Below are 24838 nucleotides of genomic sequence, written 5' to 3'. Positions count from 1 at the left end.
GGCATCCGGTGCCAGAGTCGGCCGAGCTGGCGCCGGGCGAGGTCGCGGGCTTCCTGATCGCGGGCATCCCGCTGCTGGTGTGCCGGGTCGACGATCAGACGCTGGCCTACCGGGACCACTGCCCGTTGTGCGACGACTCGCTTGCGGGCGCGCAACTGCATGAGGGGCTGCTCGTCTGCCCGCGCTGCGGCACGCATTTCGACGTCGTGCATGCCGGTGCCGGCCCGGACGGAACCCACCTCGAGCCCCTGCCGCTGCTGGCCCGTGACGGCGTGCCGTCGGTGGCGTTGCGAGAACCGATGGGAGCGGGCACATGACGACTCCATACGACGTCCTGGCGCGCATCAGAAGCGACCGCCGCCCTCCCGAACAGGCCGGCGAGCGGTGCGAGATGTGTGCGGAGTCGATCGCCGACGAGCACCAGCATGTCGTCAATGTGGCCGGGCGGCAGCTCATGTGCGTCTGCCGCGCCTGCTATCTGCTGTTCACCGATCCCGACGCCGAACTGCGCTACCGCGCGGTGCCGGACCGGTACCTGTCGTTCCCCGACTTCGCGTTGGACCGCCGCGCGTGGGATGCGTTGCAGATCCCCGTCGGCGTGGCGTTCTTCTTCACCAACTCCGCCCTCGGCCGGACCGTCGCCTTCTATCCGGGCCCGGCGGGAGCAACCGAATCCGAGTTGGACCTAGAGGTCTGGGACGCCATCGGCGGCGCCGACTCGCGGGTGGGTCTGCTCGCCGAGGACGTGGAGGCGCTACTGGTACGGGTCCCCGAGACCGACGGCTCGCAGAATGGCGAAACGCCGCAGCCGCAAACCTATCTGGTCCCCATCGACGCCTGCTACGAATTCGTCGGGCGCCTGCGCATGTTGTGGCGGGGGTTTGACGGCGGCCAGCAGGCCCGCGCATTCATCGACGACTTCTTCGCGCGGGTCGGCGCCCGGGCAACGGAGACGCCGCCATGACCGGCGGGCCGGTGGAGGTGGACTTCGCGGTTCTCGACGTGGTCGCCGAACCGTACGCGGTCAGCCCGGTGCTCACCGCCCGGGTCGGCATCACCGCCGGCGGGCCGGACCCCGTGCACGCCATCGCCCTGCGGTGCCAGGTGCGCATCGAGCCGTTGCGCCGTTCCTATACCGACGACGAGGCGGATGGCCTGCTGGACCTGTTCGGCCCCCGCGAACGCTGGGCGAGCACCCAACGCACGTTCCTCTGGCAGCACTGCACCGCGATGGTGCAGGGATTCACCGGTACGACGACTGTGGCGCTGCCGCTGGATTGCACTTACGATTTCGAGGTCGCCGCCGCCAAATACCTGCATGCGCTGCGCGATGGGACACTGCCGCTCCAATTCCTGTTCAGCGGAACCATCTTCGTCAACGCTGGGCGCGGCTTCTCCGTGCAGCAGGTGCCGTGGGACTGCGAATGCCGTTACGACATGCCGGTGCAGGTGTGGCGGGACCTGATCGCCCAGCACTTCCCGAACAGCGGCTGGGTGCGGCTGAGTCACGACACCGTCGCCGCACTCGCCGGCTACAAGTCGGCGCGGGGGCTGCTCGACTTCGACCACGCCGTCACCGAGTTGCTGCATACCGCGGCCGATCGCGAGGTGGCACGGTGACCGCGTCGCACACCTCGAGCTGGGCCCGCGCCCGCGCCGTCGCCGACGCGGTGCTCTACGAGGGCTATCTGCTCTACCCGTACCGAGGGACGTCGAGTAAGAATCAATCACGTTGGCAGTTCGGCGTTTTGGGCCCGCCCGGTGCGGCGGACGCCGGACTGGGCGAAGACAACACCCTCGCCGCCGACTTCCTGGTCGAGGGAGCCGAGACGATCACCCTGGTGGTGCGGTTCCTGCAGTTGCAACACCGCCGTGCCGAGCGCGCCGTCGGGCCTGGTGAGTTCGAGTGCGTGGACGAGCTGACCACCCCGTCGGGGTCGTGGCTGACCTGGGACGAGGCCGTCGAGTGCGAAGTCTGTTTCACCGAGCTCGCTTTCGGCGATCTCGAGCTGCCGGTGACGGCCGACGCCGCAACCGACATCGAACCGCTCGACGGTGGTCGCCTCGTTCGCGAACGGTCCGAAGTGCGCGCGGTCCTGCGCGTCACCAGCGAGCCGGACGGCGACCTGCGCCGGGTTTCGGTACGGCTCAGCAACATCGGTGCGGCCGCGCGCGACAAGACCGACGCCATCGCGCGTTCCCTGATCGGGACGCATATCGTCGCTGAAGTCGTTGGCGGTGAGTTCATTTCGCTGCTCGAACCGCCGAAGCACGCGACCGGCGCGGTGTCGCGGTGCGGCCGGCATCGCTGCTTCCCGGTGCTGGCCGGTCCGCCGGGCGCCGGCGACATGCTGCTGATCTCGCCGATCATTCTCTACGACCACCCCGAGGTCGCCGAACAGAGCGACACCGCGCTGTACGACTGCACGGAGATCGACGAGATCCTCACCCTGCGCGTGATGACGATGACGGACGAGGAGAAGGCGCAGGCCCGGGCCACCGATCCGCGGGCCGCGCGGATCATCGATCAGTGCGACGCCATGTCGCCCGAGGCGATGACCCGACTGCACGGTGTGCTGCGCGATCCGCACGCACTTAACGAGGCCATCGGCCTGGTACCCGAGATCCCTGAGGGCGTGGACTGGTGGGATCCGCTGGCCGACAACGCCGTTCGTCCCGAGATCGATGCCGTGTTGGTGAACGGGGTTGCGGTGGCGCGGGGCAGCCAGGTCCGGCTGCGGCCGAGACGCAACGCCGACGCGCAGGACATCTTCGTCGCGGGCAGGACCGCGCGCGTCACCTCCGTGCACTCCGACGTCGAGGGCAACAAGCACATCGGGGTCGTGGTCGAGGACGATCCCGCCGCGGACCTGCACGACTGGTACGGGCGCTATTTGTACTTCTCCCCTGACGAGGTCGAGCCGCTCGGGACGGACCAATCCGCAACAAACCCAGAAAGGAGTCCGACATGGAAATCGTAGGTTGGATTTTCATCGCCGTCATCGCGCTGGTCGTCGCCGTCGCGGTGGGACTGGGCGTGGTGTCGCTGCCCGATGCGCGGCGTTATCTCAAGCTGAGGCGGATGTAGACAGCGGGTAACACGATGACAGCACGCATCCTGGTAGCCGGGATCGGCAATATATTCCTGGGGGATGATGGCTTCGGATCTGAGGTCGTCCGCAATGCCGCACTCCCCCAGGATGATCCGACCGTTCAAGTCATCGACTACGGCATCCGTGGCATGCACCTGGCTTACGATCTGCTCGAGCACTGGGACACGCTGGTTCTGGTCGATGCGGTGCCCAGCCGCGGCCATCCGGGCACGCTGCACGTCTTTCAGGCCGAGCACGATCCACCCTCGGACACAAGCGGTCTCGACGGCCACAGCATGGACCCCGCCGCGGTCTTCGCCAGCCTGCGGGCACTGGGCGGCAGTCCGCCCTACACCGTGGTCGTCGGCTGCGAGGCGGGCAGCGTCGAGGAGGGGATCGGGCTGACCGAGCCGGTCGCCAAGGCGGTCCCCCGGGCCGCGCGGGCGGTCAACGAAATTGTCGCGGCATTGCAGGGCCCCCCGCAGTCGACCGCGGCGGAGCGGGAGGGCTGAACCATGTGTCTTGGGATACCGGGCCAGTTCATCAGGATGCTCGACGGTTTCGAGGGGCAGCTGGCGCTGGTCGACGTCACCGGCGAACAACGCCGGGTCAACATCGGGATGTTGCCGGAGGAGACGTTCTCTCCGGGAGACTGGGTGATCATCCACATGGGTTTCGCCGTCGAGAAGACGGACCGGGCCGGGGCCGAGCAGGCCATGGCGGGCTTGGAGCTGATGGGCCGGGGTCGCGTCGAGGACCTGGAGATGGACCCGGAGATGGACCTAAAGATGGACGTGGACATACTCAGTCCGGAGGGCGGCTGAAATGACCAAGACCCCCTTGATGTTGCGGTCCGAAGACATTCGGCAGCGCGTCACGGTGACCGGTGTCGTCCAGGGGGTTGGCTTCCGTCCGTTCGTCCACCGGATCGCGACCGAGCTCGGTCTGGTCGGCTTCGTCGGAAACGATTCCGGCGCGGTCTTCGTCGAGGTGCAGGGTCAGCCCGCACGGATACAGGAGTTCTGCCACCGGTTGCGCGGCGAAGCCCCGCCCCTGGCGAGGATCAGCACCGTCACGGTCACCGAACTCGCAGCCGACACCGCCTGCGCACCCGCATTCGAAATCGTGGCGAGCCGGACGAGCGTCGGTGCGCCGCTGACACCGATTCCCGCCGATGTCGCGATCTGCGAGCATTGTGTCGCGGAGCTGTTCGACCCGCGCAACCGGCGTTACCGCCACCCGTTCGTCACGTGCACCAATTGCGGTCCGCGGTTCACCATCATCCGCGAGCTGCCCTACGACCGCCCGGCCACCACCATGGCGGCATTCGCCATGTGTGACCGCTGCGCCGCCGAATACCACGACCCGGCCGATCGCCGCTTCCATGCGCAGCCGATCGCCTGCCCGAAGTGCGGTCCGTCGCTGTGGTTTAGGACGGCGGCGGGTCGGGTCGACGGATCCGACGCCGCGCTGGCCGCCACTCAGCGCGCGCTGGCGGCCAGTGAAGTGGTCGCTGTCAAGGGCGTAGGCGGCTACCACCTGGCCTGCCGGGTCGACGACGATGTCGCCGTCGCCGCGCTACGGGCGCGAAAGGCACGCGGCGCCAAGCCTTTCGCCATGCTGGTCCGCGACCTCGACGTCGCGCGGCGCTACGCCTACGTCGATCCGGCCGAGGCCGCGGTGCTTGATAGCCCCGCCCGCCCGATCGTGCTGCTGCGGCGACGGGCCGGCGCGCCGGTCGCCGACGGGGTCGCGCCCGGCAGCCCGTTGCTGGGGCTGATGCTGCCGTACTCCCCCATTCACCACCTGCTGCTGGCGCCGGTGCCCGGTGCCGGCCAGCGCCGTCCCGACGCCTTGGTGCTGACCAGCGCGAACCGCTCGGACGAGCCGATCTGCTTCACGGAAAACGATGCTGCGCAGAGGCTTTCGTCGCTGTGCGATGCGGTGCTCGATCACGACCGCGGAATCCACGTGCCGTGTGATGACTCGGTGGTGCGCGTGGTCGACGGGCGAGAGCTGCCGATCCGCCGCTCCCGCGGCTACGCGCCACTACCGGTGGACGTCAAGATCGCGGGGCCTTCGGTGCTGGCGGTGGGCGGGGAGCTGAAGAACACCTTCTGCCTCACCGACGGCTCGCGCGCCTACGTGTCGGGGCACATCGGCGACATGGCCACGCTGGAGACGCTGCGGGCCTTCGAGCGCGCGGTGGGACAGCTCAGCGAGATACGTGGCACGCCGGCACGGTTGGCCGCCGATCTACATCCCGGGTATCACACGCGGGGCTGGGCCGAGCGGCACGCGGGCGAGCGTCCGCTGGACCTCGTCCAGCACCACCACGCGCACGTGGTGTCGCTGCTGGCAGAACACGGTCGCGTCGGCGAACCCATCGTCGGAGTCTCCTTCGACGGCACCGGTTATGGCTGCGACCAGACCATCTGGGGCGGGGAGATCCTGCGTCTGGGCAGCGACAGCCACCGCTTCGTCCGATCCGGCCATCTACTGCCGGTGCCGCTGCCGGGCGGTGACGCCGCTGTGCGCAACCCATGGCGGATGGCGTTGTCGCAGCTGTGGCTGGCCGGCATCGACTGGACCCCGGATCTGGCGCCCGTCGCCGCCGCCGCGCCCGACGAATTGCGGCTCATTCGTTCGCAATTGGAGAGCGGCACCGGATGTGTGCCGTGTTCGAGCATGGGCAGGCTGTTCGACGCGGTCGCCTCCCTGCTCGGGGTCCGGCACCGGATCGACTATGAAGGCCAGGCCGCCATCGAGCTCGAGGCGCTGGCGAGTTCAGCCCTGGGCGATCGCGGGTGGCCGTCGCTGCCGTTCATGGTGCGTGCCGACGGGGTGATCGACCCCGGCACCACGGTGCAGACGATGGTGTCGGCGCTCTACGCCGGCACCGACCCCGCCGTGCTGGCCGCCGCGTTTCACGAGGCGGTCGCCGATGCCGTCGTCCGGGTGGTCGTCCAGGCGGCGGACGGAGTCCGGCTGGTGGGCCTGAGCGGCGGGGTGTTCCAGAACGTGCTGCTGCTGGGCGCTTGCCGTAAGCGATTGCAGCTGGCCGGGTTTGAGGTGCTGACCCATCACATCGTGCCGCCGAACGACGGTGGTCTGGCGCTGGGGCAGGCAGTGATTTCGATGTTGACCGCGCGGGAGGAGGGTTACTCATGAGCACGACCGCCATCGATCGGGGGCTGGGCGCCGAGCTGGCAGAAGACCTCGCCGCAACGGCCTTCACTTTGGCCAAGCGTTTCGCCGCGGGCGCGACCATGTGGTCTATCGCGCCGTCGCTGGAACCGCATGCGCTGCACATCGCGGTCGAATTCGTCCATCCGGTGATCATGGGTAAACGGGCCCTGCCGGCGGTCGCACTGACCGGGCCCGATCTGGTGGACCTGGTACGGGTTTCGGTGCGGCCCGGCGACCTCGTGGTCGCGGTGTCCGGCGCGGACGAGCCGCAGGTTCGCTCGGTGATGCGCCGCGCCCCGGCGTGGGGCGCCACCACGGTCTGGATCGGCAGCGGCGAACGGCCCAAAGCCGGTATGGCAGAACATGTGCTGTGGCTCGACGATCCCGATCCACGAGTGCCCGCCACCGGCGGCTTCGTGTTGTTCTACCACCTGTTGTGGGAGCTGACCCACGTGTGTTTCGAGCACTCCGGGTTGCTCAAACCGAATGGCGCCGAGGACGTCTGCGTCACGTGCAGCGACGAGGGGCGGCTGGGCGAGGTAATAGCAGCCTGTGGCGACGGACAGGCGACGGTACGCACCGCCCGAGGGGTCGAGAGCGTGGTGACGACGCTCGTCGATCCGATCGCCGCCGGCGAGCTGGTACTGGTGCACGCCGGGACGGCGATCAGTCGCGTCGGCGACGAAGATCCCGGCGCAGCCGGGATTGAGGAGCGACGCAATGGGCCAAGTGGCGACAGCGACGAGGAGGGCTGCTGATGGCTCCGCCAAACGAACCCACCAACTTCCTGTATCCGTTCATCGACGCCGAAGAACACGACCCCTCGGCTCTGCTGGCCGACCTGGCCGCGTCGGCGGAAGCCAAGGCAGCCGAGAGCCTGGCGTTGCGGCGTTCCACGCTGGAAGCCAACGCCGATCTGCTGGACCGGTCCGCCACCGAGATGGCACGCCGTTTCGCGGAGGGCGGGCGGCTGTTCACATTCGGAAACGGTGGCAGCTGCACCGATTCCACCACTTTGGCGGGGCTGTTCGCGCGGCCGGCGATCGGCAACTCGCTGCCGGCGTGGTCGTTGACCGCTGATCAGGCGATCCTGACCGCGCTCGGCAATGACGTCGGATTCGAGCTCGTGTTCGCCCGGCAGCTGATCGCGCGGGCGAAAAGCGGGGACATCGCGATCGCCATGTCGACCAGCGGCAATTCGCCCAATCTGTTGACCGCGCTCGCCGAGGGACGCCAACGCGGGCTGTACACCGTCGGTTTCGCCGGCTATGACGGCGGGGCGTTCGCGGACAACCCGAATGTGGACGCCTGCTTCGTTGTTCGTTCGCAGAGCGTGCACCGTATTCAGGAATCGCAGGCGCTGCTGGGCTATCGGTTGTGGCTGGCAGTCCACCAACGACTCGGTGACGACCAAGGTTTGGGGGCCGCATGAACAAATCAAAAGGCGACTACCTGTCGTCGGGACCGCGCTTCGCCGAGGGCGAGGTGATCGAGCGGATCGAATCGTTCCGTCGGCGGCGGCCGCGGCTGCTCGATGACCACGTGACCCTGGCGCATGGGGCGGGCGGCAAGGCGTCGGCCGCACTGGTGGACGCGGTGTTCGTGGAGGCGTTCCGCAACCCGACGCTGCAGACGCTGGGCGACGGCGCGGTCCTCTCCCTGCCCGGCGGCGACCAGCTGGCGATGTCTACCGACTCGTTTGTGGTGCAGCCCAGGCGTTTTCCCGGCGGTTCCATCGGTGAACTCGCCGTCCACGGCACCTGCAACGACGTCGCGATGGCCGGCGGTGTGCCGTCGTGGATATCGGCGGCGTTCGTGCTCGAAGAAGGTTTCCCGATCGGCGAACTCAAAGAGATCGTCGCCGACATGGCGGCCGCCGCCGCTGCGGCGGGCGTGCAGATCGTCACCGGCGACACCAAGGTGGTGCCGAAGGGCGCCGCAGACGGCCTGTTCATCACGACCACCGGAGCCGGCGTCATTCCCGCGGGGCGCACGCTGTCGGCTCAGTCGGTCCGCACCGGCGACAAGGTGCTGCTGTCGGGGTCGATGGGCGATCACGGCATGGCCGTCATGCTCGCCCGCGGCGATCTGGCCATCGAGGCCGACATCGCCTCGGACACCGCGTGCGTAAGCCCGCTGGTGGAACTGCTGATGGCGGCGGCCCCGTCCACCCGATGGCTGCGCGACGCCACCCGGGGCGGGGTGGGCACCGTGTGCAACGAGCTGGCCCAGGCCTGCGGCCTCGGGGTGCTGCTCGAAGAGGATCGATTGCCTGTGGCGCCCATGGTCACCGGGGCGTGCGAACTGCTCGGCATCGATCCGCTCTATGTCGCCAACGAGGGCAAGTTCGTCGCCGTCGTCGCACCGCAGGAGGCCAAGGCCGGGCTGGAAGCGCTGCGGTCGCATCCGTTGGGCGCCCAAGCGGCCGAGGTCGGGGAGATCGTCCCCGAGCCTGCCGAAAGCGTGGTGCTGCGCACCGGATTCGGGGGCACCCGGATCGTCGACATGCTCGTCGGGGATCCGCTGCCGCGAATCTGCTGAGAAGGGAACTAAAGATGTGCCTAGGAATACCGGGCCGGATCGTTGAGATCACTGATCCCGCAAACTATTTGGCGAAGGTCGACGTGAGCGGCGTGCAGCGTACCATCAGCGTGCGACTGCTGGAGGGTGACGACCCCCAGCCCGACGACTGGGTGCTGGTCCACGTCGGGTTCGCGATGGCCAAGATCGACGAAACCGAGGCGTTGCTCACGCTGGCGGCCATCAAGAAGCTCGGCGAGGCATACACCACCGAGATGGAAGCCTTCGACTCCTCGGCCATTGTCTGAGCGGGAGGGAGAGAAATGAAATTCGTCGACGAATTCCGCGACCCCGCGGCGGCGCGAAAACTGTTGGGGGCCATCGAGCACCTGGCCGGTGGTGATGGCGAACAGTTCAAGTTCATGGAGGTGTGCGGCGGGCACACGCACACCATCTACCGCCACGGCATCGAGCACCTGCTGCCCGACGCCGTCGAGCTGGTGCACGGCCCGGGCTGCCCGGTCTGCGTGATCCCGATGGGCCGCATCGACGACGCGATGTGGCTGGCCGGCCAACCCGACGTGATCTTCACCTGTTTCGGCGACATGATGAGGGTGCCCGGCTCCAACGGCAGCCTGTTGGACGCCAAGGCGCGCGGCGCCGACGTTCGGTTCGTCTACTCCCCGCTGGATGCGCTGAAGATCGCGATCGACAATCCCGAAAAGCACGTGGTGTTCTTCGCCATCGGATTCGAGACCACCGCGCCCTCGACCGCGGTGACGCTGGTGCGGGCGCGCGATCTGGGCTTGCCCAATTTCAGCGTGTTCTGCAACCACGTCACCATCGTGCCGCCGATCAAGGCCATCCTGGAATCGCCGGACCTGCGGCTGTCGGGTTTCATCGGACCCGGGCACGTGTCGACGGTGGTCGGCAACCGGCCCTACCGCTTCGTGCCCGAGGTGTACCGAAAGCCGTTGGTGGTGGCCGGATTCGAGCCGCTGGATATCCTGGCGGCGGTCGCAATGCTGTTGCGCCAGATCCGCGAGGGCCGCTGCGAGGTGGAAAACCAGTACAAGCGCGTGGTGCCCGAGAACGGCAATCCGGCCGCCCTGACCCTGATGGGCAAGGTGTTCGCGTTGCGTCCGCACTTCGAATGGCGCGGGCTGGGGTTCATCTCGCAGAGCGCGCTGCGGCTGCACGACGACTTCGCGGAGTTCGACGCCGAACTGCGGTTCGCGATGCCGGGCGTGCGGGTCGCCGACCCGAAGGCCTGCCAATGCGGCGAGGTGCTCAAGGGCGTGTTAAAGCCTTGGGAATGCAAGGTTTTCGGCACCGCCTGCACACCTGAGACCCCGATCGGGACCTGCATGGTGTCCCCCGAAGGCGCCTGTGCGGCCTACTACAACTTCGGGCGCATGCACCGCGACGCCGTCAAGTTGGTGGGACGCACTTGACGGATACCCGCGGCGTCGACATGTTCGCCCGCTACGCGTACGCCCCGAACGCACTGGGCTATTGCGGTCCCCCGCTGGGCGCCACGCTGCGCGACGGTTCCGTGGACGAGGTACGCGTCGCGGCGAAGGGATTTTCGGGCGCCTGGCCATACCTTCGGGTGCTGTCCCGGCTGACCGGTATCGCCGATCCGCTGGATTACCGGCTCGTCGAGTCGTATTGGCTGGGCGGCGGCGTCGCCGCCGATCTGGACCCCCAGGCCTTCTTCGATGCGCTGCTGGCCATCATCGGCCCGCAGGCGGGCCGGTACTGGTCACACCTCACGCCGCATCTGGCCCGCGAGGCGGCAGGCAACCACTGCTTCCACGTGTTCGGCGTGTATCCGTGGACGCGGTTCCTGGGCCGTAACGGCGGCAGCATGGATGAACACCCGCTGGGCGTGCTGGACAACTGCCGGATCACCTGGGGCACAGTGGTTTCCCGCGATGGCGATGACGTCGAGGTGGTGTGCGAGAGGCTGCTCTGGGACGGCCGGGCGCTGACGCTGTCGCAGCCCGCGCCGCGCCGGCTCGACGTCTGGGCCGACGGCTACAGTGCGGTGCCCGACGTGGCCGTCGGCGACGAAGTCGCGGTGCATTGGGACCGGCTGTGCGGCCGGCTGTCAGCAGGGCAGGTCGGCGCGCTCACCGAAGCCACCAACCGTCAGCTGCGCGTCACCAGTCAACGGCTGGCCCGCGTCTAGCGGCGTGCCAGACTGGCCCCATGTCTTTGGCGCCCGGTTCCATCTGCGACGTGCTGCCGTCGGCGGCCGCGCTGCTCGGCGTCCCGGGTGCCGTGGACACGCTGGCGTTGACGAACGGGGTTGGCGCCGACGAGATCGATCGCGTCCTCGTCGTGCTGGTGGACGGCATGGGCTGGCATCTGCTGCCGCGGCTGGCGGGAGACGCACCGCTGCTGGCGGCCGTGCTGGCCGGAACCGCGGCCAGCGCGACGCAGCTAATCTCCGCTTTCCCGTCGACCACTCCGACCAACCTGGTGTCCCTGGCAACCGGCGCGCAGCCCGGCGAGCACGGGATCCTGGGCTTCACGCTGAACGTGCCCGGCACCGATCGGGTGATCAACCACATCCGCTGGCGCGACGACCCGGCCCCCGCCGTTTGGCAGCCGTTGCCGACGTGGTTCGAGCGGCTCAAGGACGCAGGCATCAGCGCCCGCGTCATACTGCCCGCGGCGTTTGCCGGCAGTGGGCTGACCGAAGCGGCGTACCGCGGCGCGGAATTTCACCCGGCCGAGCCGGCCGCTGACTACGCACAGCTGGTGGCCGACGCGTTGCAGGCGGCGCCCGGATTGGTCTTCGGCTACCTGGCCGACCTGGACACCGCGGCCCATCTATTCGGCATCGGTTCCCCGCACTGGCATATGGCCGCGGCGGCCGTCGATGCTCTGCTGACCAGGTTGGTCGAGACGTTGCCGCGCAACGCGGCGCTGCTGGTGACCGCCGATCACGGCGGGCTCAATGTCCCGCCGGACACCCGCGTCGACCTCGATACCGACGCACGGCTAAGCGAGGGCGTCCGACTAGTGGCGGGCGAGCCGCGCGTGCGTTATCTCCACACCGAACCCGGCGCCGCGGACGAGGTGCGGGCGAGATGGGCCGAGTTGCTGGATGGCCGGGCAGGCGTCTACAGCCGCGAGCAGGCCGTGGCCACGGGAATGTTCGGGCCTGTCGACCCCCGGCATCTGGCGCGGATCGGTGACGTGGTGGTGATCTGCACCGGCGACACCGCCGTGCTGGCAACCGCACACGAGCCCCCGGAATCGGCTCGCCTCATCGGCTTCCACGGCGCGGCCACTGCCGCCGAAGTGGCGATCCCCCTGCTCTTCTGGCGCGGCTGACGTCGGCCAATACACAACCGACTTTGATCGTTTTCACAGCCAGATCGCGTTAACCGTCAAGGGTTCTGTTGTAGGGTCGCAGACACAGTGGATCCGCGACGAGCAGGTAAAACTCGGCGATGGCAACCGGCCATCGCGGTTGTCGCCGCCCTCGGTTTGTTCGCTGCCCTCGTCGCGGGTTCGGCGTTGCGCCCGCAGTTCTCCGCCGCCGCACTGCCGGAGCCGGCGGCGTGGTCGCACGCGGCAGATGCCGGAACACCGACATCCCATCCGCAACTTCATGGCAGCCCCCGATTGGCGAACCAGGTCGCCGGGTGCCTGTGCGGAGCCGGACCGGTGAACAAGAAGCCGTTCCACAGCATGTGGATGACGCAAGGTCGGCCGCAGACGTGGCCGAGATGGTCACCGCAGTCGGCCCGGTCGCTTTCGACGGCTTCGTTCGTTCCCGCGGCGTATGCGCCCGGCGGCACCCGCAATCGCTCCCCCGCGTATTTTCCTGGCGGCCAAGACCTTTTGACCCGGCTCTGCGTCACGCGCTGCTGACAGTCCACCGCTTCGCGTAGTTCCAGCGGCACTCAGCAATTCGACGCCAGTCGATCTCAAGCACGTCTTTGCCTGAAGGATAGCGATGCACTTCACCACGCTTCCGCCGGAAATCAACTCCGGGCGAATGCACTCCGGCCCAGGGTCGGAATCGATGACCTCCGCCGCCGCGGCCTGGGATCGGCTGGCCACCCAGCTTTCCGAGATGGCCGTGGCCTACGCCGCGACGACCTCCACACTGGCGCGGGGGCCGGCCGCCGCGGCGGCGAGCCGGGCCGCGGCACCGCAGATCGACTGGCTGAAAAAGGCCGCCGCTCAAGCGCAGACGGCGGCCGCGCAGGCGCGGGCGGCCGCGAGCGCTTACGAGTCGGCGCTGGCCGCGATGGCACCCCCGGCGGTGATCGACGCCATCCTTGCGTTACGGACGTCGCTGGCATCGACGAACCCGCTGGGCCATGCCGGTCCGGCGATCGCGGAGGCCGACGCCGAATACGAACGGATGTGGGCGCAGGACGCCGACGCCCTGACCGGCTATGCCCGGGCGTCGGCCGACGCAGCGAGGATGGCGCCGTTCCGCTCACCGATTGGTGACGCGGGCCGGCCGCGCGACAACTGGACGCTGGCCGCCGCGCCCGAAGTCGTATCGACCGGCCACGAAGTGATGTCCACCATTGCCGATGCGCTACGGGAGCTCGTGTCGTCGCCGCTTGCCACGTTCGACGCTCCACTGCTGGCGATCACCCCGTCGCTGTCCAAACTCAGTTCGCTGACCGCACCGTCGGGTTCGGCGATCATTCACCTGAACGCAATGAACAAGGGGGCGGCCCTGCAGGCGCTGCTGCCGAATCCGAGCGGCGTCCGGGGCGCCGCCGTCACCGCGGCATTCGGGCGCGCGACGGCGGTCGGGAGGCTGTCGGTACCGGATGCCTGGACGACCGCCATCATGCCCAATCCGGTTGAGACGGAGGACCTTTCGCAGGGCTGGGCGCCAGTCCGCTTGGTGGCGGTCAGCGAACCGACCCGCCATCAGCCGGCTTACAGAGGTGTGACGTAGGCCGCGCTGATGCCGCCGTCGACCAAGAACGTCGATGCCGTGATGAATGACGCGTCGTCGCTGGCCAGAAATGCTACGGCAGAGGCGATTTCGTCGGGATTCGCGAAGCGGCCCACCGGCACGTGCACGAGCCGCCGGGCGGCCCGTTCGGGATCTTTGGCGAAAAGCTCCTCCAGCAGCGGAGTGTTGACCGGCCCCGGGCACAGGGCGTTCACCCGGATGCCCTGCCGGGCGAATTGCACGCCCAACTCCCGCGACATGGCCAGGACACCACCCTTGGACGCGGTGTAGGAGATCTGCGACGTCGCCGACCCCAGCACCGCGACGAACGACGCCGTGTTGATGATCGAACCCCGCTGCGCGGGAACCATGTGCCGCAGTGCCGCACGGCAACACAGGTACACCGACTTGAGATTGACGTCCTGGACTCGCTGCCACGCAGGGAGTTCGGTGTTCTCGATGAGGTCGTCGTCGGAAGGCGAGATGCCGGCGTTGTTGAACGCGATGTCGACGCGGCCGTAGGACTGGGCCGCCGTGTCGAACAGCGCATTGACCGCATCCTCGTCGGAAACGTCGGCGGGGACGAACAATCCGGACAGTTCGGCCGCCGCCGCGGCGCCGGCGTTTCCGTCGATGTCACCGACGACGATGGTCGCGCCCTCGGCGTGCATCCGCCGTCCGGCGGCCAATCCGATTCCGCTGCCGCCGCCGGTGATGACTGCCACGCGGTCCGCCAGTCGTTGGGTGAGATCGACCGCCACCTAGTCCTCCCTGATCGCGATGAACACGTTCTTGGTCTCGGTGAAATGCAGCGGCGCGTCCGGGCCGAGTTCACGACCGAGCCCCGACTGCTTGAAACCACCGAACGGGGTGTTGTAGCGCACCGACGAATGTGAATTCACCGACAGGTTTCCGGATTCCACCGCCCGCGACACCCGTAGCGCGCGGGACAGATCGTCGGTCCAGATCGATCCGGACAGGCCGTAGCTGGTGTCATTGGCCAGCGCGATGGCGTCGGCCTCGTCATCGAACGCCAGGACCGTGACGACGGGGCCGAAGATCTCGTCGATGACGGACCGGTCGGTGCGGGCCGGGGTGAGAACCGTTGGCGGAAACCAGAACCCGCGGCCGGACGGCGCCGTGCCACGGAAAGCGACCGGCGCGCCGTCGGGTACGTAGGAGGCCACCTTGTCGCGGTGCGCCGCTGACACCAGCGGACCCATCTCGGTGTCACGGGAGCGTGGATCCCCGACCACCACACCGCGCACCGCGGGCTCCAGCAGCTCCATGAACCGGTCGTAGACGTTGCGCTGCACCAGGATCCGGCTGCGGGCACAGCAGTCCTGCCCGGCGTTGTCGAATACCCCCGCTGGCGCGGCCGCCGCGGCGCGCTCGAGGTCGCAGTCATCGAAGATGATGTTGGCGCTCTTGCCGCCCAGTTCCAGCGTCACCCGCTTGACCAGAGCGGCGGCGCCGGTCATCACCTTTTTGCCGACGCGGGTCGAGCCGGTGAAGACGATCTTGCGAATGTCAGGGTGAGCGACGAACCGCTCGCCGACGACGGAACCCTCGCCCGGCAGCACCTGCAGCAGATCCGCGTCCAGCCCCGCCTCCGCCGCCAGCTCGGCGAGCCGGATGGTGGTCAGGGGCGTCCATTCGGCGGGTTTGACCAGCACGGCGTTGCCCGCGGCCAGGGCCGGCGCGATGCCCCAGGACGCGATCATCATCGGGAAATTCCAGGGCGTGATCACCCCCACCACGCCGAGTGGCTCGTTGAAGGTGACGTTCAGTCCCCCGGCCACCGGAATCTGCTTGCCGGACAAGCGCTCCGGGCTGGCGGCATAGAACGTCAACACGTCACGGACGTGGCCGGCCTCCCATTCGGCGGACGCGATGGGATGGCCCGAGTTGGCGACCTCGAGTGCCGCCAGCTCGTCGAGATGGGCGTCGACGGCGGCGGCGAATGCCCTTAGGCCGGCGCCCCTTTCGGCCGGTGACAGCGCCGCCCAGCGTCGCTGGGCGGCCCGCGCACGGGCCACCGCATCGTCCACCCCAGCGGCGTCGAGGTGCTCGATCGAGCGCAGCACCTCTTCGGTGGCGGGGTTGATCAGTTGCAGCACAGGGCCCATGTCAGCCGACGCGCTCCGCGTAGGAACGCGCGGCGTCCACGATCGCGGTGAACAACCGCAGATCTTCCAGGGCTTGTTCGGGATGCCATTGCACCGCAAGGACGAAGTTGTCCCCGGGCAGCTCCAGCGCTTCGACCACGCCATCGGGATCCCACGCGCTGACCACGAGGCCGTCGCCCACTTTGTCGATGGCCTGATGGTGGTAGCACGGTGCGTCGGCGGACTGCCCCACCAGCGCGGCCAGCCGGGTGCCGGCCACCGTTTGCACCCGCAGCCTGGTGAACACGCCGTTGCCCGCGCGATGCCCGCTGTGGCCGATGACGTCGGGCAGGTTCTGGTGCAGCGTGCCGCCGAACGCGACGTTGAGAACCTGTGCGCCGCGACAGATCCCCAGCACCGGCAGCCCGCGGTCCAGAGCGCCGCGCAACAGCGCGAGTTCCCATGCGTCGCGTTCGCTGCGCGGCTTGTCGGTGGTCGCGTGCGGCTGTTGACCGTACGCGGCGGGGTCGACGTCGTACCCGCCGGTGATCACCAGCGCGTGCAGGCTGTCCAGGACCGAGCCGACGATGTCGGGATCCACCGGCTGCGGAGGCAACAGCACCGCGATCCCGCCGGCCGAGATGACGCCCTCGAAGTAGTCGGCGGGCAGGTATCCCGCGGGCATGTCCCAGATTCCGGTCTGTATCCGCTCGAGATAACTCGTCAGGCCGACTACCGGTCTGGACTTACATGCGTTCAAATCCACGCATCCTCTCCCAGTCGGTGACCGCCGCGTTGAACGCCGCCAGCTCCACGCGCGCGTTGTTCAGGTAGTGGGCGACAACGTCGTCGCCGAACGCCTCCCGCGCGAGCGTCGATGCCTCGAACACCGACGCCGCTTCGGCCAGTGTGTTGGGCAGCCGCTCGACATCGGGGGCTTCATAGGCGTTCCCGGCGTACGGCTCCGGTAACGCAAGACCCTTTTCGATACCGTACAGCCCGCCGGCGATCAGTGCCGCCACCGCAAGGTAGGGGTTGACGTCGCCGCCGGGGACCCGGCACTCGACCCGGGTGTTGCGCCCGTGGCCGACCACCCGCAGAGCGCAGGTGCGATTGTCCAGACCCCAGGACAGCGCCGTGGGGGCGAAGCTGCCATCGGCAAATCGCTTGTAGGAGTTGATGTTCGGCGCATAGAACAGCGTGAAGTCGCGCAAGGTGGCCAGCAGGCCGGCCAGGAAGGCGCGAAACGTCGACGACATGCCGTGCGGGCCGTCGCCGTCGGCGAACACCGCCGAGCCGTCCGCGTCGCGCAGCGACAAATGGATGTGGCAGCTATTGCCTTCGCGCTCATCGTATTTCGCCATGAACGTCAGGCTCTTGCCGTGCTGGTCGGCGATCTCTTTGGCGCCGTTCTTGTAGATGACGTGGTTGTCGCAGGTGACCAGCGCCTCGTCGTAGCGGAAACCGATCTCCTGCTGGCCACTGTTGCATTCGCCTTTGACGGCCTCGAACTGCAGGCCGGCTCCTTGCATCCCTTGGCGAATGTCGCGCAGCAGCGGCTCCATCCGAGAGGACGCGGAGATCGCATAGTCGATGTTGTAGTCGCTGGCCGGGGTGAGTCCGCGGTAGCCGGCGGCCCAGGCCTGGCGATACGGCTCGTCGAACACGATGAATTCCAGCTCGGTGGCAACATCGGCGACCAGGCCGCGCTCGCCCAGCCGGTCGAGTTGGCGGCGCAGGATCGCGCGCGGCGACACCGCGACCGGGCTGCCGTCGGCCCAGCCCAGGTCGGCCAGCACCAGGGCGGTGTCGGGCAGCCAGGGAACGAGCCGCAGGGTGTTCAGGTTCGGCCTCATCACCATGTCGCCGTATCCGGTGTCCCAGCTCGACAGCGCATAGCCGCTCACCGTGTTCATCTCGACGTCGACAGCGAGCAGGTAGCTGCAGCACTCGGCGCCGTGGGCGGCCATCTCCTCGACGAACAGCCGCGCGGCCACCCGCTTACCGACGAGCCGCCCCTGCATGTCGGCGAAGGCGACGATGACGGTGTCGACCCCGCCGATGTCCACGAGTTGCGCGAGCGCGCCCAACGACAACATCGGAGAATTCGGATCGTTCACAACACCTTCTGCGGTCTGACTGCCGGCCATGCCAGCGTAGTCAACCAGGCGTCACCAGGTACTGGTGCGCAATACGATCTCGGCGGCCAATTGTGCCGTCGACTCCTGCACGCTACGACGTCCAAGATGCACCACGCGGTATTCGGCGTAGACGTACTGCTGACTGGCACGGGCGACCGCCCGATCCGCCGGCGAGCTGAACAGCACCGTGGTGCCGATCTCGACCGGTGGGCAGTGATCGTCGCGCACATTTCCGTCGCGGTCGGCGGCGCGCGGGTGCCCGCGATCGACCACCACCAGGCCCACGAACCGGCCCAGCTTGGTCGCGGCCAGTTCCCAGGCGAGTTCGCCGCCGGCGCGGTCCCCCACCACGACGGCCCAGGCGATGCCCAGCGCGTCGAGAATGCCGACCACGGACTTGGGGGTCAGGCGCGGATCGCGGCCGATGACGACCGTCCGGAGCGATGCCGTGTGCAGGCGCTCGCACACCGCGTCATACGCGGCGGGGGCCCGCTGATCGTCTCCCACGATGATGACGACGACGCCCTTCTCCGGACCGGCGATCGCCACCGGGACCGGAAATCCGTCGAGAGTTGTCATCATTGAGGACACCTACGCAAGCTACAGGAATCGGCCTGCGTGTACGACGAATCGGGAAACATCTTAAGCGGTCCGCACCGGTCTGACGGACCGCTCGAGATCGTCCATTTCCGCGAATGCGCTACGGCCGCAACCGACTTGCGATGCGCGGTCGCAGCGGTGGCGGACCGGCGAGCAGGCCGAGGACGGCATCGACGTCGAGATGGGAAGCCAGCAGGTCGGCGGCAAGATCCAGTTGCGCGTCGCGGCGCGCGGCGACGTTGGTCTCGCCCACCTCGAAGCCGCTTCGGCCGGCCGCCTCGGCAACGCGGGTCAACCAGCCGCGACGGAAGTCGTCGTTGTCGAGCAGGCCGTGCCAATGGGTCCCGAAGACCGCGCCGCGCGCGATTCCCTGCGGTGCAGCGTCGACGTCGAACCAACTGCTCTCCGTGCAGCGGGCGAGCCGTCCGTGATGGATTTCGTATCCCGTGAGGGGCGCTTCCCAGCGGCGCAAGGTTTTCGCCTCACTGAAGGCGACGTCGGCGTCCAGCAGCCCGAGCCCGGGCACCTCCCCCTTCTTGGATTCCACCCGGTCGTTGATGCAGCGGCACAGCATCTGGAAACCCCCGCAGATTCCCAGCAGCGGCTTGCCGACCCGGGCGTGAGCGACGATGGCGTCGGCCAGACCGTGCTCGCGCAACCAGGACAGGTCCGAGACGGTGGCCTTGCTGCCGGGAATCACGATCAGATCGGTATCGGCCAGGTCGGCGGGGTCGGTGACCCATCGCACCAGAACGCCCGGTTCGCACGCCAGCGCCTCGACGTCGGTGGAGTTCGAAATCCGGGGCAGCCGGATCGCGGCCACCCGCAGCCACTCGCGTCCGCGCGGCGGCGACGGGGTGCCCACGACGCGGTGTGCGACCACCGACAGCGAATCCTCCGCGTCCAGCCACAGCTCGTCGACGTAGGGCAGGACTCCGTACGTCGGGCGGCCGGTCAGCTCGTGCAGCTGGCGCAATCCGGGTTCCAGCAGCGCGGGGTCACCCCGGAATTTGTTGACGACGAACCCCGCGATGAGCGCCTGGTCGTCGGGCTCGAGTACCGCGACGGTCCCGAAAAGATGGGCGAGCAGCCCGCCGCGGTCGATGTCACCCACGAGGATCACCGGCAAGTTCGCGGCCCTGGCCAATCCCATGTTGGCCAAATCCGTGGCGCGCAGGTTGATTTCGGCCGGCGAGCCGGCGCCCTCGCAGATCACCGCGTCGAATTCCGAACGCAGACTGGATAATTCGTCGATGACGATGCCGGCGAGCCGGTCGCGGTGCTGCACATAGTTTGTCGCCGTGACCGAGTCGGCCACCTGGCCGCGGATCACCAGCTGGGAGGTCCGGTCGCTGCCGGGTTTGAGCAGAATCGGGTTGAAGCGGACGCTGGGGGCCAGTCCCGCCGCCCGCGCCTGGATCGCCTGGGCCCGGCCGATCTCGCCGCCTTCCACGGTGACGACCGAGTTGTTGGACATGTTCTGGGCCTTGAACGGCGCCACCCGAATCCCGTTGCGCGCCAACAACCGGCACAGGCCGGCGACCACCACCGATTTCCCGGCGTCCGAGCTGGTGCCCGCGACCAGCAGAGCGCCGTTCAAAAGTTCATGGCAGCGTGAGGATTTCGGCGCCGGTGTCGGTCACCAGCAGGGTGTGCTCGAACTGCGCCGTCCACTTGCGGTCTCTGGTGACCACCGTCCAGCCGTCGTCCCAGATTTCGTAGTCCAGGCCGCCGAGGTTGATCATCGGCTCGATGGTGAACGTCATACCCGGCTGGATCTCGGTGGTGACGGAGGGCTGGTCGTAGTGCAGCACGACCAACCCGTTGTGGAAAGTGGTGCCGATGCCGTGGCCGGTGAAGTCGCGAACGACGTTGTACCCGAACCGATTTGCGTATGCCTCGATCACGCGGCCGACGACGGACAGCGCCCGTCCCGGTTTGACGGCCTTGATCGCCCGCATCGTCGCCTCGCGGGTGCGCTCCACGAGCAGCCGGTGTTCCTCGGAGACGTCGCCGGCCAGAAAGGTCGCATTGGTGTCGCCGTGGACGCCGTCGATGTAGGCCGTGACGTCGATGTTGACGATGTCGCCGTCCTCGACCACCGTCGAGTCGGGGATGCCGTGGCAGATGACCTCGTTGAGCGACGTGCAGCACGACTTCGGGTAGCCCTTGTAGCCCAGGGTCGAAGGGTAGGCACCGTTGTCGACCATGTATTCGTGGGCGATGCGGTCGAGTTCGTCGGTCGTCACGCCGGGCGCGACCGCTTTGCCGGCCTCCTCGAGCGCGGCCGCCGCGATCCGGCCGGCGACGCGCATCTTCTCGATCACCTCCGGCGTCTGCACCCACGGCTCGGTGCCCTCTTTGACGGTGGGCTTCCAGGCGTATTCGGGGCGCGGGATGCGGTTGGGCACCGGCAGCGTCGGGGACAACGCTCCGGGCGAGAGCGCGGTGCGAGCAGGCATACCGCCAGCTTAACGGCAGGCCCGGCGGCCCGACCGGGCGTCGAGTGTGCTTCAAGGGCGTTGAGTGTGTCGGTAGGGCGGGAATTCGCGAGATTTCCCGCCCTCAATGCACACCCGGCGAATGCGGGGGTTCAGGCCCGGCGCAGCAGCGGCCGACGCCGGGGTCCGCGGATGACGACCGAGCCGGCCACCACCCGGCCGGTCAGCACCACGTGCGGCCTGCCCTCGCCGGGCGCGCCTTTGCGGCGGTCGCTGGCGCTGCCGCCGTAGACCTCGACGTCGTCGATCGAGGCGCTGGCGCCGTCGGGCAGCCGGATGTGCACCGAGCCGATCCTCATGTCGAGTTCGATGACCACCACCGGCCCCGCGAATCGGGCCTTGGTCAGGTCGAGTTCGACCGATCCCATCCGGCGCACCAGCGCCAGGCGGGTGGGCACCGTCCACTCGCCGTGGCGCTTCAGCGAGCCGGCCCAGCCACGCAGTTCCACCCGATCGGCGGCAGACGTGACGATGGCGCCCGGTCCGGGCAGGTCGCCGACCAGCCCGTCCAACTCGGGACGGGTGCGCGCATACGAGACCTGCGACGAGCGCTGCTCGAACTCGTCGATATCGATCAGGCCGAGCGCAACCGCGTTGTGCAGCCGCCGCATGGTGCCGTTGCGGTCTGCATCGGAGACGCGCAACGCGACCATGTCTCCGCCGGTATCCGTCATGCTCGCAATTTACCGCTGTTGCGGGCGCAAGCGCCGCGCTGGCGCCGCCCCCCTGCGCCCGGCGCTAGGCCAGGAAGCCCGGCGGCAGCGCCTCGAACATGAATTTCGTCATCCGGACCGCCCACTCCGAGCTGCCACCCCCGACGATCAGGGATGCGAAGGCGAGGTCACCGCGGTATCCGGCGAACCAGGAGTGCGATCCGCCCGGGAACTCGGCCTCACCGGTCTTCCCGTAGATCTCGCCGCAGCCGTTGATCTCCTTGGCGGTCCCGTTGGTCACCACCAACCGCATCATCGGTCGCAACGCGTCGATCATCTTCGGGCTGATCGGGGCATTATCGCCGTCGACCGCTGTCGGCCGGCCCGCAATCAGCTGCGGCACCGGGGTCTTGCCGGCTGCCACCGTGGCGGCGACCAGGGCCATGCCGAACGGGCTGGCCAGCACCTTGCCCTGGCCGAAGCCGTCCTCCGTGCGTTCGGCCAAATCCACCGTCGGCGGCACCGACCCCGTCACGGTCGTGATGCCGTCAACGGTGTAGTCGAGGCCGATCCCGTATTCGGCGGCCGTCTGGGTCAGGCCGCGCGGCGGCATCCGGCTGCTCAACTCCGCGAACGTCGTGTTGCACGAGCTGGCGAACGCGCGCGACATCGACACCACGCCGAGGTCGAAGCCGCCGTAGTTGGGGACGGTGCGGTGCCCGATGTCGAGGTGGCCCGGGCAGCCCAGCATCGAGTTCGGCGTGGCCATGTCGCGGTCGACGGCGGCCCCGGCGGTGATCATCTTGAACGTCGAGCCCGGCGGGAAAAGGCCATTGGTGGCGGGCAACCCGTCCGTGTCGGCCCCGCCGTTCTGGGCGATCGCGAGGATCTCCCCCGTCGACGGCTTGATCACGACGATCATCGCCTTGCCGCCCTTGTTGTCGACCGCGCGCTGGGCGGCGTTCTGCACCACCCGGTCCAACGTGATCGACACCGACGGCGCCGGCGCCCCCGGAACCTCGTGCAGCACTTCGACTTCGACGTTGTTCTGATTGACGCTGACCACCCGCCAGCCCGGCTCGCCGTCGAGCTGGCCGGCAACCGCTTTCTTCACCTCGGCGACGGTCGCCGACGCGAAATGCGGGTCGGTGGGCAACATCTCGGGCTGCGGTGTGACGACGATGCCGGGCAACCGGCCGATCGCCGGGAAGACCTTGTCGTTGTCGGCGGGAAGCAGCGTGACGCCCAGGTCCACCGGCGTGGTCGCCGAACTGGCCCGCTCGGCCAACAGCTGCGGGTCGGTCAGCGTGTCGTTGAACGGCCTCAGCACGTCGACGATCGAGTGGGTGGTGAAGCTCAGCGACTGCGGCGGTCCGGCCTGCGTCGCGTCCAGCGTGTAGTGGTACAGGTAGCCCGGCACCAGCACGTTGCCGCCGCCGACGTCGTTGACCGACGCCCGGTGCGGCTGATCCGCCCGCAGCGCGAACGTCTGGTGCTCACCGAGTTTGGGGTGCAACCCGGTGGTTGCCCAGCGCACCTGCCAGTGGCCCTCGTCGCGCGCCATCCGCAGCTGACCGTCGTAGCTCCAGGTCCGGTTCTTGGGCAGGTGCCAGGTGAACCGGTAGCCGACCGTGCCGGTGTCCTCGGCGTACTTGGCGTTGAGGATCTGCGCGTCCAGGTGCGTCGCCTGCAGGCCGGCCCAGGCCGCGTTGAGCGCGTCGCGGGCCTCGGTGGGGTTGTCGCTGAGTGCGGCCGCCGCCGCGGTGTCCCCCACGGACAGGGCGCGGAAGTACTTCTCCGCGGCCGGGCCGGGGCCATCTGGCCGTGGGGTGCATCCGGACAAGGCGATCGCCGCGATGAGCAGCAGGCCCGATGCGGATGAGGCCAGTGTTGTTCGAGTTACCATCGTTGCTGATGTTATGAACATCGGGGCGCAGACCAGCGCCGACACACCGAGACCAAACTGTTACGGGTGGGGTAATTCTCGCCGGACGGGCGGCTAGTCGAGCAGCACCGTCGCGAAAGTGCCGACGTCGGCGAAGCCGACACGGGCGTAAGCGGCGCGCGCCACGGTGTTGAAGTCGTTCACATACAGGCTGGCCGTCCGCCCGCTGCCGACGATCACGGCCGCCACGGTCGCGGTGCCGCCGGTGCCCAGGCCCAGGCCACGCCACTCGGGATGCACCCACACTCCTTGGATCTGGCCGACTCCCGGCGATTGCGAGCCCACCTCGGCTTTGAAGACGACCTGACCGTGCTCGAACCGGGCCCAGGCGCGCCCGGCCGCGATCAGGCTGGCCACCCGTCGGCGGTACCCGCGACCTCCGTCACCGATCCGCGGGTCGACGCCCACTTCGCCGATGAACATGTCGACGGCGGCCACCAGATAGGCATCCAGCTCCTCCGGGCGGACCTGGCGCACCCCGGGGTCGATCTCGCAGTTCGGGTGGCTGGACAGCGCCAGCAGCGGCTGGCGGTCGCGCACGTCGCGGGCCGGGCCCCAGGCCGCCTCGAGGCGCTCCCACATCGGCATCACCAGGTCGGCCCTGCCGACCAGCGACGAGCACCGGCGTGTGCCGCTCATGGCCTCGTCGGCGAAGGCGTTCAGGTCGGGCAGCGCCCCGCGCAGCGGGATCAGGTTGGCGCCGGCGAAGCACAGCGACTCCTCGGCGCCGCGCAGCGTCCACAACTCCCCGCCGATCGAATTCGGGTCGATGCCGTGGTCGGCCACCCGCGCCGCGACCATGCAGGACCCGACGGGATCGTCTTCGAACACCCGCCAGACGGCGGCAGCGTCGCGCACCACGGACACCCGTCGCTCGCCGACAAGGCGGAAGATGGGCGGAGCCGACATTGGCGAACTCTCTTCTGATGCGAACTCGAAGACCAGTTGAGGCTCTAACCGGCCCCTATCAGCTTACGGTCACAATGGGCGAACCGCTCTGTGTTGTGCCCGGACCGTGATCGTCGTCCACGTCGATGCCCTGCTCGGCGGCGATCCGCATGGCCTCCTCGATCAGCGTCTCGACGATCTTCGCTTCGGGCACGGTCTTGATCACCTCGCCGCGAACGAAGATCTGCCCCTTGCC

26 protein-coding genes and 1 pseudogene are annotated in these 24838 nt (G+C 68.5%); 15 read left to right on the top strand and 12 right to left on the bottom strand.

Annotation, left to right across the window (positions count from 1 at the left end):
• The 14 genes from JOZ00_RS02245 to JOZ00_RS02180 form a co-directional block, all read left to right on the top strand.
• The coding region (locus JOZ00_RS02245) for a Rieske 2Fe-2S domain-containing protein (RefSeq protein ID WP_366022230.1) at positions 1-317 on the top strand (317 nt) is incomplete at its 5' end.
• A complete protein-coding gene (locus tag JOZ00_RS02240) occupies positions 314-964 on the top strand; it encodes a DUF5947 family protein (protein ID WP_293339065.1) in 651 nt (216 codons plus the stop codon). The genes JOZ00_RS02245 and JOZ00_RS02240, both read left to right, overlap by 4 nt.
• Positions 961-1620 (top strand): DUF6084 family protein, encoded by a 660-nt coding sequence (locus JOZ00_RS02235; protein ID WP_293339063.1) that lies wholly within the window; start codon positions 961-963, stop codon positions 1618-1620. Before JOZ00_RS02240 ends, JOZ00_RS02235 begins: the two co-directional genes overlap by 4 nt.
• Complete coding sequence (locus JOZ00_RS02230) at positions 1617-2981, top strand: hypothetical protein (RefSeq protein ID WP_293339060.1); 1365 nt, start codon at positions 1617-1619, stop codon at positions 2979-2981. The genes JOZ00_RS02235 and JOZ00_RS02230 overlap by 4 nt, the downstream gene beginning before the upstream one ends.
• A 122-nt stretch (positions 2982-3103) precedes the next feature.
• Positions 3104-3604: a hydrogenase maturation protease gene (locus JOZ00_RS02225; RefSeq protein WP_293339057.1), complete on the top strand. Its 501-nt coding sequence runs from the start codon at positions 3104-3106 to the stop codon at positions 3602-3604.
• Between the two features lie 3 nt (positions 3605-3607).
• Entirely contained in the window at positions 3608-3916 is a 309-nt protein-coding gene (locus tag JOZ00_RS02220) for a HypC/HybG/HupF family hydrogenase formation chaperone (RefSeq protein WP_293339054.1), read from the top strand.
• Position 3917: 1 nt separating this feature from the next.
• Positions 3918-6263 carry a carbamoyltransferase HypF gene (gene hypF / locus JOZ00_RS02215; RefSeq protein ID WP_293339051.1) on the top strand — a complete coding sequence of 782 codons (2346 nt, stop codon included), beginning with the start codon at positions 3918-3920 and terminating at the stop codon, positions 6261-6263.
• On the top strand, positions 6260-7039 hold the full coding sequence (locus JOZ00_RS02210) for a hydrogenase assembly protein HupF (RefSeq protein WP_293339048.1): 780 nt from the start codon (positions 6260-6262) through the stop codon (positions 7037-7039). Before hypF ends, JOZ00_RS02210 begins: the two co-directional genes overlap by 4 nt.
• On the top strand, positions 7039-7713 hold the full coding sequence (locus JOZ00_RS02205; protein ID WP_293339045.1) for an SIS domain-containing protein: 675 nt from the start codon (positions 7039-7041) through the stop codon (positions 7711-7713). Before JOZ00_RS02210 ends, JOZ00_RS02205 begins: the two co-directional genes overlap by 1 nt.
• Entirely contained in the window at positions 7710-8822 is a 1113-nt protein-coding gene (gene hypE, locus JOZ00_RS02200) for a hydrogenase expression/formation protein HypE (protein WP_293339042.1), read from the top strand. Before JOZ00_RS02205 ends, hypE begins: the two co-directional genes overlap by 4 nt.
• A 14-nt stretch (positions 8823-8836) precedes the next feature.
• The gene (locus tag JOZ00_RS02195; protein ID WP_293339039.1) at positions 8837-9109 is read left to right on the top strand and encodes a HypC/HybG/HupF family hydrogenase formation chaperone; all 273 of its coding nucleotides are present in this window, start codon (positions 8837-8839) and stop codon (positions 9107-9109) included.
• A gap of 15 nt (positions 9110-9124) precedes the next feature.
• Positions 9125-10255: a hydrogenase formation protein HypD gene (gene hypD / locus JOZ00_RS02190; RefSeq protein WP_293339037.1), complete on the top strand. Its 1131-nt coding sequence runs from the start codon at positions 9125-9127 to the stop codon at positions 10253-10255.
• Positions 10252-10995 (top strand): DUF6390 family protein, encoded by a 744-nt coding sequence (locus JOZ00_RS02185; RefSeq protein WP_293339035.1) that lies wholly within the window; start codon positions 10252-10254, stop codon positions 10993-10995. The genes hypD and JOZ00_RS02185 overlap by 4 nt, the downstream gene beginning before the upstream one ends.
• Before the next feature lie 20 nt (positions 10996-11015).
• Positions 11016-12149 (top strand): nucleotide pyrophosphatase/phosphodiesterase family protein, encoded by a 1134-nt coding sequence (locus JOZ00_RS02180; protein ID WP_293339032.1) that lies wholly within the window; start codon positions 11016-11018, stop codon positions 12147-12149.
• A gap of 278 nt (positions 12150-12427) precedes the next feature.
• Here JOZ00_RS02180 and JOZ00_RS02175 read toward each other — a convergent pair whose 3' ends face one another.
• Positions 12428-12724 carry a hypothetical protein gene (locus JOZ00_RS02175; RefSeq protein ID WP_293339030.1) on the bottom strand — a complete coding sequence of 99 codons (297 nt, stop codon included), beginning with the start codon at positions 12722-12724 and terminating at the stop codon, positions 12428-12430.
• Between the two features lie 53 nt (positions 12725-12777).
• Between JOZ00_RS02175 and JOZ00_RS02170 the strand changes: the two genes are divergently transcribed.
• Positions 12778-13746 carry a PPE domain-containing protein gene (locus tag JOZ00_RS02170; protein WP_293339027.1) on the top strand — a complete coding sequence of 323 codons (969 nt, stop codon included), beginning with the start codon at positions 12778-12780 and terminating at the stop codon, positions 13744-13746.
• Here the strand turns inward: JOZ00_RS02170 and JOZ00_RS02165 are convergent.
• From JOZ00_RS02165 to JOZ00_RS02115, 11 genes and pseudogenes are all read right to left on the bottom strand, one after another.
• Positions 13728-14507, bottom strand: coding sequence for a 3-oxoacyl-ACP reductase (locus tag JOZ00_RS02165; RefSeq protein WP_293339024.1), 780 nt, complete (start codon positions 14505-14507; stop codon positions 13728-13730). The two genes, JOZ00_RS02170 and JOZ00_RS02165, sit on opposite strands and share 19 nt — an antisense overlap.
• A complete protein-coding gene (locus tag JOZ00_RS02160) occupies positions 14508-15875 on the bottom strand; it encodes an aldehyde dehydrogenase family protein (RefSeq protein WP_293339021.1) in 1368 nt (455 codons plus the stop codon). It lies immediately after the preceding gene.
• A gap of 1 nt (position 15876) precedes the next feature.
• Positions 15877-16620 (bottom strand): gamma-glutamyl-gamma-aminobutyrate hydrolase family protein, encoded by a 744-nt coding sequence (locus tag JOZ00_RS02155; protein WP_293339018.1) that lies wholly within the window; start codon positions 16618-16620, stop codon positions 15877-15879.
• Positions 16601-17974 (bottom strand): glutamine synthetase family protein, encoded by a 1374-nt coding sequence (locus tag JOZ00_RS02150; protein ID WP_293339016.1) that lies wholly within the window; start codon positions 17972-17974, stop codon positions 16601-16603. The genes JOZ00_RS02155 and JOZ00_RS02150 overlap by 20 nt, the downstream gene beginning before the upstream one ends.
• A gap of 51 nt (positions 17975-18025) precedes the next feature.
• Entirely contained in the window at positions 18026-18577 is a 552-nt protein-coding gene (locus JOZ00_RS02145) for an alpha/beta hydrolase (protein ID WP_293339013.1), read from the bottom strand.
• A 118-nt stretch (positions 18578-18695) separates the two neighbouring features.
• Positions 18696-20195: a cobyric acid synthase gene (locus JOZ00_RS02140; protein WP_293339011.1), complete on the bottom strand. Its 1500-nt coding sequence runs from the start codon at positions 20193-20195 to the stop codon at positions 18696-18698.
• Positions 20196-20199: 4 nt separating this feature from the next.
• Entirely contained in the window at positions 20200-21057 is an 858-nt protein-coding gene (map, locus tag JOZ00_RS02135) for a type I methionyl aminopeptidase (protein WP_293339008.1), read from the bottom strand.
• A 131-nt stretch (positions 21058-21188) separates the two neighbouring features.
• Positions 21189-21770, bottom strand: coding sequence for a DUF1707 domain-containing protein (locus JOZ00_RS02130; RefSeq protein ID WP_293339006.1), 582 nt, complete (start codon positions 21768-21770; stop codon positions 21189-21191).
• Between the two features lie 64 nt (positions 21771-21834).
• On the bottom strand, positions 21835-23655 hold the full coding sequence (locus tag JOZ00_RS02125) for a penicillin-binding transpeptidase domain-containing protein (RefSeq protein ID WP_293339003.1): 1821 nt from the start codon (positions 23653-23655) through the stop codon (positions 21835-21837).
• A 93-nt stretch (positions 23656-23748) separates the two neighbouring features.
• The gene (locus JOZ00_RS02120; protein ID WP_293339000.1) at positions 23749-24603 is read right to left on the bottom strand and encodes a GNAT family N-acetyltransferase; all 855 of its coding nucleotides are present in this window, start codon (positions 24601-24603) and stop codon (positions 23749-23751) included.
• Between the two features lie 58 nt (positions 24604-24661).
• A pseudogene (locus JOZ00_RS02115) lies at positions 24662-24838 on the bottom strand (4-hydroxy-3-methylbut-2-en-1-yl diphosphate synthase); the annotation flags it as partial.

The sequence above is a fragment of the Mycobacterium sp. genome (genome assembly GCF_019243155.1).
Classification (GTDB): Bacteria; Actinomycetota; Actinomycetes; order Mycobacteriales; family Mycobacteriaceae; genus Mycobacterium.
Note: the sequence above shows the minus strand (reverse complement) of the source record. Positions and strands in the feature narration are given on the sequence as shown.

Coding starts and splice junctions, on each gene's coding strand:
- JOZ00_RS02240 (WP_293339065.1), top strand. CDS start 314: ATGACGACTCCATACGACGTCCTGGCGCGCATCAGAAGCGACCGCCGC.
- JOZ00_RS02235 (WP_293339063.1), top strand. CDS start 961: ATGACCGGCGGGCCGGTGGAGGTGGACTTCGCGGTTCTCGACGTGGTC.
- JOZ00_RS02225 (WP_293339057.1), top strand. CDS start 3,104: ATGACAGCACGCATCCTGGTAGCCGGGATCGGCAATATATTCCTGGGG.
- JOZ00_RS02220 (WP_293339054.1), top strand. CDS start 3,608: ATGTGTCTTGGGATACCGGGCCAGTTCATCAGGATGCTCGACGGTTTC.
- hypF (WP_293339051.1), top strand. CDS start 3,918: ATGACCAAGACCCCCTTGATGTTGCGGTCCGAAGACATTCGGCAGCGC.
- JOZ00_RS02210 (WP_293339048.1), top strand. CDS start 6,260: ATGAGCACGACCGCCATCGATCGGGGGCTGGGCGCCGAGCTGGCAGAA.
- JOZ00_RS02205 (WP_293339045.1), top strand. CDS start 7,039: ATGGCTCCGCCAAACGAACCCACCAACTTCCTGTATCCGTTCATCGAC.
- hypE (WP_293339042.1), top strand. CDS start 7,710: ATGAACAAATCAAAAGGCGACTACCTGTCGTCGGGACCGCGCTTCGCC.
- JOZ00_RS02195 (WP_293339039.1), top strand. CDS start 8,837: ATGTGCCTAGGAATACCGGGCCGGATCGTTGAGATCACTGATCCCGCA.
- hypD (WP_293339037.1), top strand. CDS start 9,125: ATGAAATTCGTCGACGAATTCCGCGACCCCGCGGCGGCGCGAAAACTG.
- JOZ00_RS02180 (WP_293339032.1), top strand. CDS start 11,016: ATGTCTTTGGCGCCCGGTTCCATCTGCGACGTGCTGCCGTCGGCGGCC.
- JOZ00_RS02170 (WP_293339027.1), top strand. CDS start 12,778: ATGCACTTCACCACGCTTCCGCCGGAAATCAACTCCGGGCGAATGCAC.
- JOZ00_RS02160 (WP_293339021.1), bottom strand. CDS start 15,875: ATGGGCCCTGTGCTGCAACTGATCAACCCCGCCACCGAAGAGGTGCTG.
- JOZ00_RS02145 (WP_293339013.1), bottom strand. CDS start 18,577: ATGATGACAACTCTCGACGGATTTCCGGTCCCGGTGGCGATCGCCGGT.
- map (WP_293339008.1), bottom strand. CDS start 21,057: ATGCCTGCTCGCACCGCGCTCTCGCCCGGAGCGTTGTCCCCGACGCTG.
- JOZ00_RS02130 (WP_293339006.1), bottom strand. CDS start 21,770: ATGACGGATACCGGCGGAGACATGGTCGCGTTGCGCGTCTCCGATGCA.
- JOZ00_RS02125 (WP_293339003.1), bottom strand. CDS start 23,655: ATGGTAACTCGAACAACACTGGCCTCATCCGCATCGGGCCTGCTGCTC.
- JOZ00_RS02120 (WP_293339000.1), bottom strand. CDS start 24,603: ATGTCGGCTCCGCCCATCTTCCGCCTTGTCGGCGAGCGACGGGTGTCC.